Source organism: Jezberella montanilacus (genome assembly GCF_003003055.1).
GTDB classification, from domain to species: Bacteria; Pseudomonadota; Gammaproteobacteria; order Burkholderiales; family Burkholderiaceae_B; genus Zwartia; species Zwartia montanilacus.
In genome coordinates this window covers 344,480-360,020 of sequence record NZ_PVTV01000011.1, presented here as the reverse complement: position 1 = coordinate 360,020, position 15,541 = coordinate 344,480, and the positions used below count along the sequence as shown (strand labels likewise).

Genomic DNA, 15,541 nt, shown 5'->3' with positions numbered 1-15,541 from the left:
GAATTTTTATGCATACTGTTGTTATATACAGTATTATCTGGATGTGATAATTCCCCTGATGCTACAGACAGCGGTGTCTGCGCACTGATCAAAGTTAAGGATAGATAAATGGACGATAAAACCCTGAAGGCCGGCTCCTCCGAGAAGGGCAAGGCATTGGCTGCTGCGCTCTCGCAGATTGAAAAGCAGTTTGGCAAGGGTTCCGTCATGCGTTACGGCGATAACGAAATCGAGCATGACATCCAGGTCGTGTCCACCGGTTCTCTCGGTTTAGATATTGCACTGGGCGTCGGCGGTTTGCCTCGCGGCCGAGTGGTCGAGATTTATGGCCCTGAGTCCTCCGGCAAAACAACGCTTACCTTACAGGTCATCGCTGAAATGCAAAAAGTAGGGGGCACCTGCGCTTTTATCGACGCTGAGCATGCACTTGACGTGCAGTACGCGTCAAAGTTAGGCGTTAATCTGACCGACTTACTGATTTCTCAGCCGGATACGGGCGAACAGGCGCTTGAGATCACTGATGCGCTCGTTCGTTCAGGTTCTGTGGATTTGATCGTGATTGACTCCGTTGCGGCCCTCGTGCCCAAGGCCGAGATCGAAGGTGAGATGGGGGATTCGTTACCCGGCCTTCAAGCACGACTGATGAGCCAAGCACTTCGCAAATTGACAGCCAGTATCAAACGCACTAACTGCATGGTTATTTTTATTAACCAGATTCGCATGAAAATCGGCGTCATGTTCGGTAGTCCCGAGACCACAACTGGTGGTAATGCGCTTAAGTTTTATGCTTCAGTCCGCCTCGATATCAGACGTATCGGCTCGATCAAAAAGGGCGACGAGGTCGTCGGTAATGAGACTCGCGTCAAGGTAGTGAAAAACAAGATTGCACCACCGTTTAAGCAAGCTGAGTTCGATATCATGTATGGCTCGGGCATATCCCGCGAGGGCGAAATCATTGATTTGGGGGTGGTGGCCGGGGTGGTTGATAAGGCAGGTGCGTGGTTCAGTTATAGCGGCGAGCGCATCGGCCAAGGTAAAGATAATGTGCGTGAGTACCTTCGAGAGCGTCCGGCTATGGCGATCGATATTGAAAACAAGGTGCGTGAGAAACTTGGGGTGTCGCTTCGGGTTGGTGGGGCAACGGCCGATGCCCCAGCAGCGGGTGCTCCGACCAAAGCATCCAAAGCGAGTAAAGCAGCTGTTGCTGAAAATCCAGCCATGGATGACGAAGGCTAAGCTGCACGATGTCAGAGGACGAGTTTGTGCCTGAATCTGGTGCAAAAAAACGGCCCGGCCTGTCCCTCAAGGCTAGGGCCGTGTCCTTTTTGTCACGCCGTGAACACAGCCGAGCCGAATTGACCAACAAGTTGCGTGTTCATTGTGATGACCCAGCGCAAATTGAAAAACTGTTAGACGACCTGGCTGCGGCCGGATGGCAATCGGATACGAGATATGCTCAGGGTCTTGTTCATCGCAAGGCAGGTATCCATGGCAACTTGCGCATTGTGCAAGCGCTCAAAGCACAAGGGATCTCGGATCAACAGATCGCCGATGCCAAAGAACAGCTAAAAAATACCGAGTACGATCGAGGCTTAGGTGTTTGGGTCAAGCGCTTCGGCCGCGATGGGCTACCGCTTAACGCCACTGACTACGCCAGACAAGGGCGGTTTCTAGCCGCCCGTGGCTTCTCTACTGAAGTAATTCGCAAGATTTTGAAGTTAGGCTCGCAAGGGGACGATACGGTTTAGCCTTGCGCTATACTCTTCGAATTGTTGCGTTGCAGTATGCGTCTTGCTTGCCTGCGAATTTTTTTGTCGATATTCTTGCCTATGCCTCTTTCTCAGCCTACCGTTGCCAGAAAACCGATGCACAATCGGTCTATTCAGGTTCATTCTTTTGAACGAGAAGACGGCTTGTGGGATATTGAGGCAGAGTTAATCGATACGAAGTCTTATGATTTCAACCGAAATGACGGTGGGATTAGGCCCGCAGGGTTCGCCTTTCATCACATGCACGTTCGTATCACCATTGATGATACCTTTCAAATCCTTGAGGCAGAGGCCGCCTACGACTCGGCCCCCTTTGACGGTAGATGTACCGAGATTGCCCCAGTCTATCAAGACTTGGTGGGCATGAATTTACTAAAAAGTTTCCGCCAACAAGTCAAAGAACGTTTCGGTACGACCTCGGGTTGTACCCATGTTAGCGAGTTAACTTCTGTTTTGCCGACCGTCGCAATTCAATCCATGTCTGGTCGGCGTCGCAAGGATCCAAACAAAACGGCGAAAAAACCTTTCATGCTTGGCGGTTGTCACGCTTGGCGCTTGGATGGTCCCGTCACAAAAGAGTTTTACCCCCAGTGGTACCAAGGACCAACGTCTGAAGTGCAAGAGACGGTTGAGGCCAAAAGTGGCAACGAGTAAACCTTAACGAAAGATATTTACCCTTCAATAAAACTGACAGGATTCCCATGAAGATCCATGAGTATCAAGGCAAGGAATTGCTAAGAAAGTTCGGTGTCACAGTACCCCGTGGCATCCCCGCGTTTAGCGTTGAAGAAGCCGTTGCTGCAGCTGAGCAGCTTGGCGGACCAGTCTGGGTCGTTAAAGCCCAGATCCACGCTGGTGGTCGCGGCAAAGGGGGGGGCGTAAAGCTTGCCCGCTCGGTCGACGAGGTGCGTCAGCTGTCGACAGAGATTTTGGGGATGCAATTGATTACGCATCAGACCGGTCCTGCAGGGCAAAAAGTTCGCCGTCTGTTAATCGAAGAGGGTGCTGACATTAAGAAAGAGTATTACGTCGGCATCGTTACTGACCGCGGCACGCAGCGTGTTTGCGTCATGGCGTCCAGCGAAGGGGGCATGGATATCGAAGAAGTGGCTGAAAGCCATCCTGAAAAAATCCTCAAAGTATTCGTCGATCCAGGCACAGGCCTGACCGATGGTGAAGCTGAAAACCTGGCACGCGGCATTGGTGTTCCCGAAACATCGGTGAAAAAGGCAGCGGCCGAGTTTCAAAAACTCTACAAATGCTATTGGGATACTGACTCGTCCTTGGCCGAGATCAATCCATTGATTCTGACGGGTAGCGGTGACATTATTGCCCTTGATGCAAAGTTCAATTTTGATACCAATGCCTTGTTCCGCCACCCAGAGATTGTTGCTTATCGCGACATTGATGAAGAAGATCCAGCTGAAGTCGAAGCAAGTAAGCATGACCTCGCCTACATCCAGCTAGACGGCAATATTGGTTGTCTGGTTAACGGTGCCGGTTTGGCGATGGCCACGATGGATACCATTAAGTTGTTTGGCGGTGAGCCTGCGAACTTCCTGGATGTGGGTGGTAGCGCAACAGAAGAGCGCGTTACTGAAGCCTTTAAGATCATGCTCGCAAACAAAGGGACCAAAGCGATTTTGGTCAATATTTTCGGCGGCATCATGCGGTGCGACGTCATTGCGCAGGGCGTGATTACTGCATGTAAAGCGGTCAACCTGAGCGTTCCTCTCGTCGTCCGGATGAAAGGTACGAACGAAGAGTTAGGCAAGCAGTTGCTCGTAGACTCTGGTCTGCCTATTATCAGTGCTGACACGATGGCCGAGGCGGCTACTCGTGTTGTTGCAGCTGCCAAATAATTCGCCAAGGATGCTGAAATGTCGATTCTGATTAACAAAGATACGAAAGTTGTTACACAAGGCATTACGGGTAAAACGGGTCAATTCCATACCCGTACCAGCCGTGCCTATGCCAATGGCCAAAATTGTTTCGTGGCGGGCGTCAACCCTAAGAAAGCGGGTGAGGATTTTGAAGGCATACCGATTTTTGCTTCTGTCAAAGATGCAAAGAACGAAACCGGTGCTAATGTCTCTGTTATTTATGTGCCACCGGCTGGTGCTGCAGCAGCCATTTGGGAAGCGGTCGAAGCTGAGCTGGACTTGGTCATTTGTATTACTGAAGGTATCCCGGTCCGGGATATGCTCGAGATCAAATATCGCATGCAAAGCATCGGTAGCAAAACCCTTCTGTTAGGTCCCAATTGCCCAGGATTAATTACCCCTGATGAAATCAAGATTGGTATCATGCCAGGACACATCCATCGCAAAGGTCGTGTTGGCATTGTCAGCCGTTCAGGCACGCTGACATACGAAGCGGTCGCCCAAGTCACCGAACTTGGATTGGGGCAGTCAAGCGCAGTGGGTATTGGTGGTGATCCAATCAACGGTTTGAAGCACATTGATGTGCTCAAGATGTTTAATGATGATCCCGATACCGATGCTGTTATCATGATTGGTGAAATTGGTGGGCCTGACGAAGTCAACGCTGCGCTGTGGGCCAAAGACAACATGAAGAAACCATTAGTTGGTTTTATTGCTGGGGTCACAGCACCGGCAGGCAAAAGAATGGGTCATGCCGGCGCTTTAATTTCTGGTGGGGCTGACACAGCCGATGCCAAGCTCGAAATCATGGAAGCATGCGGTATTCGCACAACGAAAAATCCATCCGAGATGGGTACGTTGTTGAAATCGGTCCTGTAATTTGTCCGGTGACAGATTGATCAGGGTTTGATCGATCGACAGCGCCTACCCGGTTAACAGGGTAGGCGTTTTTATTTAAAAGTTGATGTCATGACAACAGAAGAATCGAAAAAAATGCCTGAACGCAAAGGCAGAACGCTCTTGCAACGGTTGTCTCTGCTTGCAGCCATTGGTGTGCTGCTTGCAATCGCCGCGCACTACATAAGATGATTGTTTTTGATAGACGATCGTCGTCAATGATCAAAGGGAAATTCAATGTCTGAGCGGTTGGTGATTGCTACACGCGCAAGTCGCTTAGCGCTGTGGCAGGCAGAGCACGTTCAGGTCAGATTGCAAGCGCTTTATCCCAATGTACAAGTTGATTTGCTTAAGTTGTCGACACGAGGTGACGAAATCCTTGATCGCAGCTTGTCCAAAGTGGGTGGCAAAGGCCTGTTTGTCAAAGAGCTTGAATTGGCGCTGCTAGACGGCAGGGCGGACTTAGCTGTTCATTCGTTAAAAGATGTTCCCGTTGATTTACAAGAGCCCTTTGAACTTTCAACTATTTTGGCGAGAGCAGATTGCAGAGACGCATTCGTTTCGAATCGATATGCTCGGATAGCCGAGCTACCGGCCGGTGCTATTGTAGGGACATCTAGTCTGCGTAGAGAAGCGCAACTGCGATCTCGTTTTCCGCATCTGCAGATCGAACCGCTTCGCGGCAATCTGGATACTCGTCTGTCTAAGTTAGACAACGACCAATATGCAGCAATCATTCTCGCGGCTGCAGGCTTGGATCGTTTGGGATTAGCCCATCGGATTAAACATCATATCGACGTTGAAGATTCTTTGCCGGCGGCTGGGCAAGGCGCGCTAGGGATAGAAATCCTCGCGTCACGGATGGCTCTCAGGAGCCTGCTTCAGCCCATTGGATGCGAGGTAACGACGGCCTGTGCAATAGCTGAGAGAACCGTTTCTAAAATGCTGGGTGGTTCGTGTCAGGTGCCGTTGGCTGCCTATGCGCGAGTCGACGACGGAGTCCTCAGGCTACGGGGATTAGTGGCGACGCCCACGGGACGCTCGATATACCGAGCCGAAGCGTGTGGTGGTCTGGGGATCGCCGTCGAGCTAGGTGAGCAAGTAGCCAGTGAGCTTATTAGCCAAGGTGCAGACAAAATACTTGCCGCACTAAGTGAACCTCAAGCTTAGGGCTTCACCGCTTAATTGATTGAAGTTGCTGATGTCAGAAGAACATGCCTCTCGGATTGCGGTTTTGACTCGACCATCGGGACGTAGCGAGATGGTCAATAGGCAATTGAGTGAGCATGGCTGGCAGGTGTTCGAGATCCCCCTTTTGACCGTTGAACCCACCATGCTAAAGGTGGATCAGGTTCTGGCTCAGCCAAAGGATTTCGACTTGGTCATCTTTGCGAGCCGCACCGCCGTTCAAGGGTATTCCCGTCAGCTCGGACCAGCTTTTCAGTGGCCAGACGGTTGTATGATCGCAACAGTTGGATCCGCTACAGCTAGCGCTGTTAAGAACGTGTTTGTTACCACTCAGCCCATTATTTGTCCTGGTGGCGGCCAGGCAGACTCCGAGTCCCTGTGGGCAGAATTGGATCGACTCGAGACGCCACTAAAACGTGTGTTGCTTGTTAGAGGGCAGGACGGGAGAGACTGGCTCATCGACAAGCTGACCGCTGTTGGTATTGAAACCGCGGTTCATGCGTCCTATCAGCGACTGCCTGTCGAGCTCGACGTCCAAGCAAGGAGCTATCTTCGGGAGTGGGTTGGTGCTGAGCAATCTGTTGTTTGGCTGTTGACCAGTACCCAGTCGATTGACGTTTTACTTGCGCAGGAATTACCTCAAAATGTATTGTCGTGGTTATCCAATTGCACTTTCGTACTGACCCACGAAAAATTTCAGTCGCATCTACAACAACGATTCTCCGTGCTCAATGTTAAATTGAATCGCCAGAATATGGCGATTTGTAGACCGGACGATTCGTCAATTGTTCAGTGTTTTTTGACGCGTTTGCACACACCTAAGATTACAATAGCGCCATGAGCGAGAATTCAATGTCAAGTGCGGGTCACCATCAAGGCGAATCAGGCGTTACTTCGTCCCAGCGATCAAAGTCGTCGTTGAAGACTAACCTGTTAATTAGCTTATGTATCATTTGCGTTTTACTCGGTGCGGCACTATGGTTCGCTGAACAGCGGTTTGAGTCTTCCGGTAAGGCTGTTGCGACGCAAATACAAGCACTAAGTTCGCAGCTTGATATGACGCAGCGGGATGCCAAGAAGGCAACGGATCTCGCTGAATCGCAGTCTGGTCGCATCGCTCAGCTTGAGGCTTCACTTCGTGCTGCACAAGAGCAGTTCGATTCTCTCGACCAGGCATGGCAAACGTTTAACAATGGCATGGACAATGGCCTATTGCTTAACGATGCAGACAGATTGCTGACTCTTGCGAACCAACAACTGCGTTTGGCGGGCAATGTTAATAGTGCGCTCTTGGCGCTTGAGACAGCGCAGGCTGAGTTAATTAGAGCCAACAGGCAAGAGTTCGTGTCTTTGCACCGGGCCATTAGCCTCGACATTGAGCGCTTACGAACGGCCCCCAGCGTTGATTTATCATTGCTATCAACCCGACTCGAACTGTTGATTACGCTTACCAGTCGCGCACCCCTGCTTGTGCCTGATGGGGCAGCGCCCCTCGTTAAACTGCAACGGTCTGGCGGTGAGCCGGCGGTGATTGAGACCAAATCAAACGAGGCTAGATCAAATCATGTGCAGACGTCCGACAAAACTGCTGAGGTCGGTCAAGCATCGACTGACGCCAACAGCTCTTGGTGGGACGTCGTATACGACAAGCTTGCTTCATGGGGTACTACGGTTGCGTCTGTGGTAGCGAAAGACTTGGCGGGCGTCGTGAGCATTCAACGGGTAAATGACCCTAACGCACTCCTTTTGTCTCCAGAGCAGGGGGCTCAGTTGCGAGAGAATTTGAGGGCCCGCTTACTCACAGCTCAATTATCTTTGCTCATGCGTCAGCCCAATGTCTGGCGAGATGAGTTGTTGTTGGTAGAGTCAGTCGTGCAATCTCGATTTGATCCAAAATCTTACGACACGCTGGCGGCGATTAATTTGGTCCATGAATTGCAAGCCGTTCCCGTTCTGACCGCATTGCCAGACATTGCAGGCAGTTTTGGCGCCCTAGAGGCCACGCGCGGAACCCTTGCTCGTTCGTCAAAGGACTAATCTTATGCGGACATGGTTTTGGACGCTCCTGCTCACTACGGTGGCCGTGGCGTGCGCGGTCAAGCTGCAAGAACTTGGCGGTAATGTTCTTGTCTTTGTCGGGCACACACGAATCCAAGTCTCTCTTGCCTTCGTCGTGCTGGCGGTCCTGTTGTCATTTGTGCTGCTCTACATGGGTTTGCGACTGCTTGTTTGGTTAACTGAAATCCCACTGCGCATTAGAGATTGGCATCTACGGCGCTTGGTCCGTCGCGACCACGAGTTGCTTGAATTGGGTTGGACCGAGTTACTCGAAGGTCGTTATGCAAAAGCTGAGAAAGATCTGACCAAGGTAGTGGGGCGTAGTCGCAACGCGAGTCAGCAGGTGCTTGCCGCCTTATCTGCCGCGCGGGCCGCTCATGCAATGAGCGAGTTTGATCGTCGGGATAAGTTGCTCGAACAAGCTGAAGCGAAGGCGGCGAACGATGTGTCCTTGAGCGACGCCGTGGCGGCTGCTGCGGCAGATTTGTTGTTAGATCAAGGTTATGCTCAGCAAGCGTTGGACCGGTTAGCCCCGCTACAAGCCAAAGGGGCGAGGCATTTGCATACTATGCGATTGTTATTGCGAGCATATCGACAACTGAATCGGCACGACCAAGTATTTGCACTGGCACGAAGCTTGAATCGCCGATCTGCCTTGAGTGATGTTGAAGCGACTCAATTGATTGAATTTTCTGCGGCTGCCCGTATCCGAGAGTCCATGGATAACGGGCAGTGGCGAGAAGTTTGGAAAGACCTGAGCATTTCTGAAAAGACCTTGCCGGAAATCGCCTTAGCTGCAGCTGTTGCCTTTGAGTCAATTGGCGAGTTGGACGAAGCATCGAAAGTGCTTGAGCAGTCATTGGCTGTCGCCTTTGACACCAGAATTTTGGCGGCTTACGCGAGAGCCGAGCCTTCTCAAACTGCTCGTCGACTTCTTAAGGCAGAAGCCTGGCTCACAAGCAAACCTCATGACGCTGAGCTATTGGCGACACTGGGTATGCTTTGCCTCGCGGGACAAATCTGGGGGCAAGCAGAGCATTATCTGCAACGTAGTTTAAAACAGCGCGATGACTCTCGAGTGCACGCCTTGCTTGGAAGCCTCTACGATCGTCTGGGCCGTAAAGAAGAAGCTGCCAGCCAATGGAGACGAGCCACTAATGTTGCTGCAAGTTTGCCGCCCATTATTCAAGACTCTGTTTTACCAGCAGCGGACACGCGAGAAGACCCAGATTTTCTGAAAGGGGAGGTCTGGGATGAATTGCACGATTTCGATTCGGTGCCCCTTGGGGCAGGTGACGCGGGGACGCCACTAAACGCTTCAGCAGCTCATGCCTCAGTTGCCAACGCTTCAGCTCCTTCCGTCACGCTCGCCAATGGTTATGATGCGGATGATGAGTTCTTTGATAGTGCGCCCGTAGCAGGCTTAGGCCAACCAGCTACTGTGACCGCTATCAAGCGTGCCACGAACCCAGATAATGAAAACTTACCCGATAAGCAAAACTAACTGTCGATAATCTCGGCCCTTCAGGAGTAAAAACAATGAGCACGTATGTCATCCCTGCATCCCCCGTTGTTGGCTTGCCCATTGTTGGCAGTAGCGACTTATTCCCGGTTCGACGCGTTTATTGCGTGGGGCGCAACTATGCAGAACACGCAAAAGAGATGGGTTTTACAGGTCGCGAAGATCCCTTCTTCTTCTGCAAACCAGCTGATGCGCTAGTCGCCGTACCCTCAGGTAAGCCCGGTCATATTAAATACCCATCGAAAACAGCTAATCTTCATTATGAAATGGAGCTCGTAGTTGCTTTAGGAAAAGGCGGTGTCGATATTCCTGTCGAGCAGGCCAATGATTGTATCTTTGGCTACGCGCTGGGTTTGGATATGACTCGTCGTGATTTACAAAATGAATGTAAAAAACAAGGCAGACCTTGGGAAATCGGCAAAGCGTTCGATGAGTCAGGGCCGATCGGTCCTATCCATCCTCGTGATGTAGTGGGTACGCTTGATAAAGGCGCCATTACGCTTCAGGTCAATGGAGTACAACGCCAAAGTAGCGATCTGAGCCAGATGATATGGGCCGTGCCAGAGACGATTACTTACTTATCAGGTTTATTCGAACTGAAGGCTGGGGATTTGATTTTTACTGGCACGCCTGAAGGGGTAGGTGCTGTAGTCAAAGGCGACAAAATGGTTGGTCACATTGCTGGTTTAGGCGATTTTGAGGTTTGCGTTAGCTAAAATTTCTTGTTAAGTTGTTAATATCAGCGTGTATACTGTATCTGTATCTGTATCTGTATCTGTATCTGTATCTATCTGTATCTATCTGTATCTGTATCGCGCAACTGTATCGAGCAACTGTATCGTTTCGAAAATTAGCTTAAGGAATTTTCATGGCACGTGAAGGGATTACATTTGAGCAAGTTTCCGCTGCGGCCGAAGATTTGCTGAAAACCGGCCAGCAGCCGACGATCCGAGCTATTCGTGAGCGGTTGGGCACAGGCAGCCCCAACACCATTCATAAGCACCTGACTACCTGGCGGGCAAGTTTGCCTGCTCCGAATGTAGGTGTATTCGAATTGCCACGTCAGATACAGTTTGCCATCATCCACGAGATTGAACGCGCTACGGCGGATGTACGAACGCAGATAGAGCTGCGCCTGACCGAGGCGATGAATGAGGCTGCTGAATTGGCGGTGTCTGGTGAGCAGCTTGAAATCGAGCGTGACCAGTTAATCGAAAAAATTGCTGCGGTGACCCGTGAGCGAGACACTTTTGTGGGTAAAAGTGAGCAGCAAGCGGCTGAGTTAGCTGCCCAGGCTGAAACGATCCAGCGGCAACATGCTGTCGTTGAGAGCGTGCGCATTGAGGCAGCCACCGCCAGGCTTAAAGTTGAAGTTCAAACAGATCGTATTGTTCACCTTGAAGCTGAGATTGACCGAGTGCGCGCAGTCGTGAACGCAGCTCAGCAGGCGAGAGGAAAAGCTGAGCAAGAAGCAGCGGTCACAGCCGCGAAACTTGTAGGAAGCGAAGCCCAGCTGTCTCAACAGAGCATTGAACTGAATCGTTTAAGGGCTGCAGTCGACGCAGGTCAAGAAGCACGCGGCGCTCTCGAAAAGAGTCAGCAGTCGATTCAGGCACTCAAAGAAGAGCTGGCAGTGTTCAAATCGAAATTGGACAACTCGCTGGCTTATTCAGAAATACAAGCCGAAGAGCTTACCCGCTTGCGTTCGAGTGAGTCTAAGAATGCAGTCGAGCTTGAAACACTCCGACATAGTGCCGCCGTCAGCCAACAGTCGGTTAGCGAGCTTGAACAGCAAGCGGCTGCAGTGAACGTCGGGGCTATCATCGAGCAGAAAAACGCTGAGCTAGATAAACTGCGTGCTGATTTGGGCGCTGTAATCGAGCAAAAAAATGCAGAGTTAGATAAGCTGCGGGCAGCAAAATAAGCAGAGTACCGACCTAACGCACGGCTATTAGATGATTTGACGACGTTGCCAGTCCAACCTGGTTTCTTCGTCAATTCCCAGCGCAGACAGTACCTCTGCAGTGTGTTGACCCAACGAAGGTGCGGGCGTTCTGACCTCACCGGGCGTTAAACTTAATTTTGGCACAATGCCAGACACTGTTACTTTTGTTTTGTCTGGCAGTTCTGCTTGAAGCAACATATTTCTTGCCTTGTAGTGAGCGTCATTGGCGATGTCAGCCGCGTCGTACACGCGTCCCGCAGGTACCCCACTTTTTTCCATCAAATCGAGTATCTCGTCAAGATCCTTCTGTATTGTCCATGCCGAAATAGCTATATCCAGCAACTCAGCCTGTTCTGCTCGACCTTCGTTGTTCGCAAATTGTGCGTCAGCTGCAAGATCTTCTCGCCCAATTGTTTTCATTAGTCTTTTAAAGATGCTGTCGCCGTTACCAGCGATCAACGCGTACCTGCCGTCGCGGCATAAGTAAGCGTTGGATGGGCTGATTCCGGGAAGAGACGATCCTGAAGGCTGCCGCACTGCCCCAAACTTTGAGTATTCAGGAAGAAGACTTTCCATCATATTGAAGACGGATTCGTAAAGGGCAACATCTACTTCTTGCCCTAATCCACTTTGTTGATCTCGATGACGCAAGGCCATCATGACACCAATGACACCATGCAGCCCCGACAAGGTGTCGCCAATCGATACGCCTACTCGAACGGGTGGACGGCCCGGTTCGCCACTTAAATACCTCAAGCCTCCCATCGCTTCCCCGATCACACCAAAGCCTGGGCGATCACGATAGGGGCCTGTCTGACCGTAGCCCGAAACCCTGAGCATGATGAGTCTGGGGTTGATACGGTGCAAGTCAGCAAAACCTAAGCCCCACTTCTCCATTGTGCCTGGGCGAAAATTTTCTATCAATATGTCGGCATCAACCGCCAGTTTGCGTATGACCTCTGGGCCTTCAGGTTGTCGCAAATCGAGCGTGACAGAACGTTTATTGCGTGCGTGGGCGGCCCACCAAACCGAAGTGCCTTCGTGCAACATGCGCCACTTTCGCAAAGGGTCGCCGTCAATGGGCGATTCAATTTTGATCACATCAGCACCGAATTCGGCCAAAATCTTTGCCGCAAACGGGCCTGCTATCAGTTGCCCAAGTTCGATAACCTTGAGACCTTCTAAAGGGAGTGGCATTGGTCTACTAATGTGTGAGTGTCGAGGTGAACGGGATCAACGTGTGTCATGACACTGAGGACGCGATGGTTTTTTAAGACGACTTGTTGCACCGAGAATGCAATATCGTGACCTTGTTCAACCGTTAAGGTGGCATTGACTTCAATGTGGGCATCGACCACGATCATATCGCCCATTTTGCGGGTTTTCATATCATGTAGTCCCATCACGCCAGGGGTGGCCCGAATCGTTGAGGATATCGCCTGTACATCGCGCTCGTCTGCCGATCTGTCCATCAGGTCGTTAACCGCTTCGTAGCCGAACTCCCAACCCATTTTGCCTATCATCAGACCCACAATGAGGGCCGCAATCGGATCCAGGATGGGATAACCCATTAAATTGCCAACGATACCGAAACCAACGACCAAGGAGGATGCTGCATCAGACCGCGCATGCCAGGCATTGGCGATCAGCATGCTGGAGCGGACACGCTTGGCAACTTTGAGCATGTATCTAAAGAGAGACTCTTTTGCAATCAAGGCAACCACCGCAATGCCGAGTGCAATGCTGTGCACGGATGGAATCTCTTCGGGATGTTTGAGTTTTTCGATTGCTGACCAGAGCATGCCGACGCTGACAGAAAGCAATATTAATCCCAAGGCAACCGAGGCAGCGGTCTCGAAACGGTGATGGCCATAGGGATGGTCTTCGTCAGCTCCCTTTTGACTGTGGTGGTTCGCAAACAAAACAATGCCGTCCGACACCAGATCAGATAACGAGTGAACACCATCCGCAATCAGCGCTTGTGAGTGAGCGAACACGCCCACTGCAATTTGACATATCGACATGAATAAATTGACAAAGACGCTGACTAAGGTGCTTTTGCGCGCGGCATCAGATCTTTCGCCAGCACTGAGCGCGTTGTCGGTCTCGGCGGTGGGTTCAGTAAAATTCATGCGACTTCCTTGTTGTCAGTTCTCATTTGATTGTAATGGCTTCGGCTACAGTTATGATGTGGCAATATCCTTTACATTTTGTTATCGGCCAACAATGAGAATGACGTGATGAGAGCTGTCTTTATTGATGCAACCAGCGCACTTGCTGAGATATTTGATCGTTTGCACAGAAGTGACGACATCCCGTTAACCGTCAATCAGCAGGTTGACATCACACCAGATCAGATTCCTGACGTCATGGGCGACGCCAATATCCTGATCGTTGATCACACCAACCTTCCGACCGATGTCGCGAAGCGCTGTGCGAAGCTCAAGCATGTGGTGTTTCTCGGTACTGGTGCTCGCTCTTACATGAATCCTGAAGCGCTCGCTGATATTGGTATACAAGTTCACATCATCAAAGGCTACGGTGACACTGCCGTTGCGGAATGTGCCTTTGCTTTGATGTGGGAGGCGGCCAAAGGCTTTGCGAAAATGGATAGAGGTGTGAGGGGGGGGCAGTGGTTGCGCACCGAAGGCCTGCAGTTGACCGGGAAAACGCTTGGGTTAATCGGTTTTGGTGGTATTGCAGCCGAGATGGCGCGACTTGCTAACGGCGTGGGGATGCGGGTGTTGGCCTGGAATCGATCCGCGAAGACGCATCCGGGCGTGACTTTTGTTGAGTTGGACGAATTGCTCGCCCAAAGTCGCGTTATTTCTTTGCATCTGTTGTTAAACGATCAGACTCGCGGTTTTATATCAGCTGACAGAATCGCCAAGATGCAGGATGGCGTGATTTTGATCAATACCGCTCGAGGGGCTGTGATTGATGAAAATGCATTGATCGACGGTCTAGCGCGAGGCAGAATCGGACACGCAGGTTTGGATGTATTTGATATTGAACCATTACCGGTTGACCACGCCTTGACGAGACTAGACAACGTCACACTATCGGCTCACTCAGCCTTCAGGACCCCTGAGGCAAGCGATAATTTGATTGAGGCCTCGCTAGAGCATTGCCGTCGCATTGCAGCGTTAGGCTAGCGCAATGGCTACGGTACACGACCACCGCAACCTGACGGCTCAAGTTGGTCCCGGAGACCACCCTGATGACCATGCCCATGATCATCATGATCACGACCAGTCGCATGCCGGTCACCATCATGCTGATCACGGTCATCACCATGTGCCAACGGATTTTGGTCGAGTATTCGCGATTGGTATCTCGCTGAATTTGGTTTTTGTTGTAATTGAGGCACTGATAGGCTGGCGGGCTAGTTCATTAGCATTGCTCGCAGACGCTGCTCACAATCTCAGTGATGTAGCGGGTTTGGTGTTGGCCTGGGCTGCCATTATTGTCGCTAAGCGCCTACCAACCCCTCGGTTTACCTACGGTTGGCAACGAGGGTCCATCATTGCCAGTTTTGTTAATGCGGTTATCTTGCTGTTCGCCATGGGCTCGCTTGCTTGGGAGGCCATCTTGCGCCTGCAACAACCAGAGCCATTTGACGCGATCCCCGTAATGGCCGTCGCTGCTGCAGGTGTTATGGTGAATGGATTGACTGCTTGGATGTTTATGGCGGGCAGTCGTCACGATCTAAATATTCGCGGCGCCTTTTTGCATATGCTGTCAGACGCAGTCGTGTCGGTCGGGGTGATCATTGCTGCTGCGCTTTATCTCTGGTTAGGCTGGGCTTGGATTGACCCGCTCGTGAGTCTGCTGATCGCAATGGTCATCGTCTGGGGTACTTGGTCACTGTTTAAACAATCCTTGCATCTGCTGTTTGACGGAGTACCTGTCCACATCGATATTGATCAAATCATCTTAGCGTTAAAGCGCGTTGCAGGGGTTGCGGCCGTGCACGATGTTCATGTCTGGGCGCTGGCGACTTCCAAGGTCGCTCTGACCGCACACTTGGTGGTTAGCGATGAAGCAACTTGTCAGGACGAGGTTTTGCGTCTTGCTCAAGAAGCACTCGACACCGGCTTTGGAATTAAACATGCGACCTTGCAAATTGAGTCGCCAGCGTATGCTGGAAACTGTCACGATTGCGCAGTTGGTTTGATTTAAATTTCAATGAAATGCTGAAAAAACCAATGAATTAAGTTCAAACTAGCGAAGAACTGCCTCATTTGAGCAAAAAATTGTAAAGAATGTAATATTTCTT

General features: G+C 51.0%; 15 protein-coding genes. 13 read left to right on the top strand and 2 right to left on the bottom strand.

Annotated elements, in window-relative coordinates; all coding sequences use genetic code 11:
* Positions 1–108: 108 nt before the first annotated feature.
* The 11 genes from recA to BCM14_RS03255 all read left to right on the top strand — a co-directional run bounded on the left by recA (position 109) and on the right by BCM14_RS03255 (position 11,241).
* Positions 109–1,236: a recombinase RecA gene (recA, locus tag BCM14_RS03305; RefSeq protein WP_106226559.1), complete on the top strand. Its 1,128-nt coding sequence runs from the start codon at positions 109–111 to the stop codon at positions 1,234–1,236.
* 8 nt (positions 1,237–1,244) lie between these two features.
* Positions 1,245–1,748 carry a recombination regulator RecX gene (recX, locus tag BCM14_RS03300; protein WP_106226558.1) on the top strand — a complete coding sequence of 168 codons (504 nt, stop codon included), beginning with the start codon at positions 1,245–1,247 and terminating at the stop codon, positions 1,746–1,748.
* 81 nt (positions 1,749–1,829) lie between these two features.
* Positions 1,830–2,423 carry a DUF2889 domain-containing protein gene (locus BCM14_RS03295; protein WP_106226557.1) on the top strand — a complete coding sequence of 198 codons (594 nt, stop codon included), beginning with the start codon at positions 1,830–1,832 and terminating at the stop codon, positions 2,421–2,423.
* A gap of 47 nt (positions 2,424–2,470) precedes the next feature.
* Entirely contained in the window at positions 2,471–3,631 is a 1,161-nt protein-coding gene (sucC, locus tag BCM14_RS03290; RefSeq protein WP_106226556.1) for an ADP-forming succinate--CoA ligase subunit beta, read from the top strand.
* Between the two features lie 18 nt (positions 3,632–3,649).
* The gene (gene sucD / locus BCM14_RS03285; protein ID WP_106226555.1) at positions 3,650–4,531 is read left to right on the top strand and encodes a succinate--CoA ligase subunit alpha; all 882 of its coding nucleotides are present in this window, start codon (positions 3,650–3,652) and stop codon (positions 4,529–4,531) included.
* Between the two features lie 255 nt (positions 4,532–4,786).
* Positions 4,787–5,719 (top strand): hydroxymethylbilane synthase, encoded by a 933-nt coding sequence (hemC, locus tag BCM14_RS03280; protein WP_106226554.1) that lies wholly within the window; start codon positions 4,787–4,789, stop codon positions 5,717–5,719.
* A 31-nt stretch (positions 5,720–5,750) separates the two neighbouring features.
* Positions 5,751–6,578, top strand: a complete 828-nt coding sequence (locus BCM14_RS03275; RefSeq protein WP_106226553.1) for a uroporphyrinogen-III synthase — start codon at positions 5,751–5,753, stop codon at positions 6,576–6,578.
* Positions 6,575–7,774 carry a uroporphyrinogen-III C-methyltransferase gene (locus BCM14_RS03270; RefSeq protein WP_106226552.1) on the top strand — a complete coding sequence of 400 codons (1,200 nt, stop codon included), beginning with the start codon at positions 6,575–6,577 and terminating at the stop codon, positions 7,772–7,774. Before BCM14_RS03275 ends, BCM14_RS03270 begins: the two co-directional genes overlap by 4 nt.
* Positions 7,775–7,778: 4 nt before the next feature.
* Positions 7,779–9,299: a heme biosynthesis HemY N-terminal domain-containing protein gene (locus BCM14_RS03265; RefSeq protein ID WP_106226551.1), complete on the top strand. Its 1,521-nt coding sequence runs from the start codon at positions 7,779–7,781 to the stop codon at positions 9,297–9,299.
* Between the two features lie 35 nt (positions 9,300–9,334).
* Positions 9,335–10,033: a fumarylacetoacetate hydrolase family protein gene (locus tag BCM14_RS03260; RefSeq protein ID WP_106226550.1), complete on the top strand. Its 699-nt coding sequence runs from the start codon at positions 9,335–9,337 to the stop codon at positions 10,031–10,033.
* Between the two features lie 152 nt (positions 10,034–10,185).
* Positions 10,186–11,241 (top strand): DNA-binding protein, encoded by a 1,056-nt coding sequence (locus BCM14_RS03255; protein WP_106226549.1) that lies wholly within the window; start codon positions 10,186–10,188, stop codon positions 11,239–11,241.
* A 27-nt stretch (positions 11,242–11,268) separates the two neighbouring features.
* Here the strand turns inward: BCM14_RS03255 and BCM14_RS03250 are convergent, their stop codons facing one another.
* The gene (locus tag BCM14_RS03250) at positions 11,269–12,459 is read right to left on the bottom strand and encodes a CaiB/BaiF CoA transferase family protein (protein ID WP_106226548.1); all 1,191 of its coding nucleotides are present in this window, start codon (positions 12,457–12,459) and stop codon (positions 11,269–11,271) included.
* A complete protein-coding gene (locus BCM14_RS03245) occupies positions 12,444–13,394 on the bottom strand; it encodes a cation diffusion facilitator family transporter (RefSeq protein WP_106226547.1) in 951 nt (316 codons plus the stop codon). Before BCM14_RS03245 ends, BCM14_RS03250 begins: the two co-directional genes overlap by 16 nt.
* Positions 13,395–13,502: 108 nt before the next feature.
* Between BCM14_RS03245 and BCM14_RS03240 the strand changes: the two genes are divergently transcribed.
* A complete protein-coding gene (locus BCM14_RS03240; protein ID WP_106226546.1) occupies positions 13,503–14,417 on the top strand; it encodes an NAD(P)-dependent oxidoreductase in 915 nt (304 codons plus the stop codon).
* Between the two features lie 4 nt (positions 14,418–14,421).
* Complete coding sequence (locus tag BCM14_RS03235) at positions 14,422–15,444, top strand: cation diffusion facilitator family transporter (RefSeq protein WP_106226545.1); 1,023 nt, start codon at positions 14,422–14,424, stop codon at positions 15,442–15,444.
* The last annotated feature ends 97 nt before the right edge of the window (positions 15,445–15,541 follow it).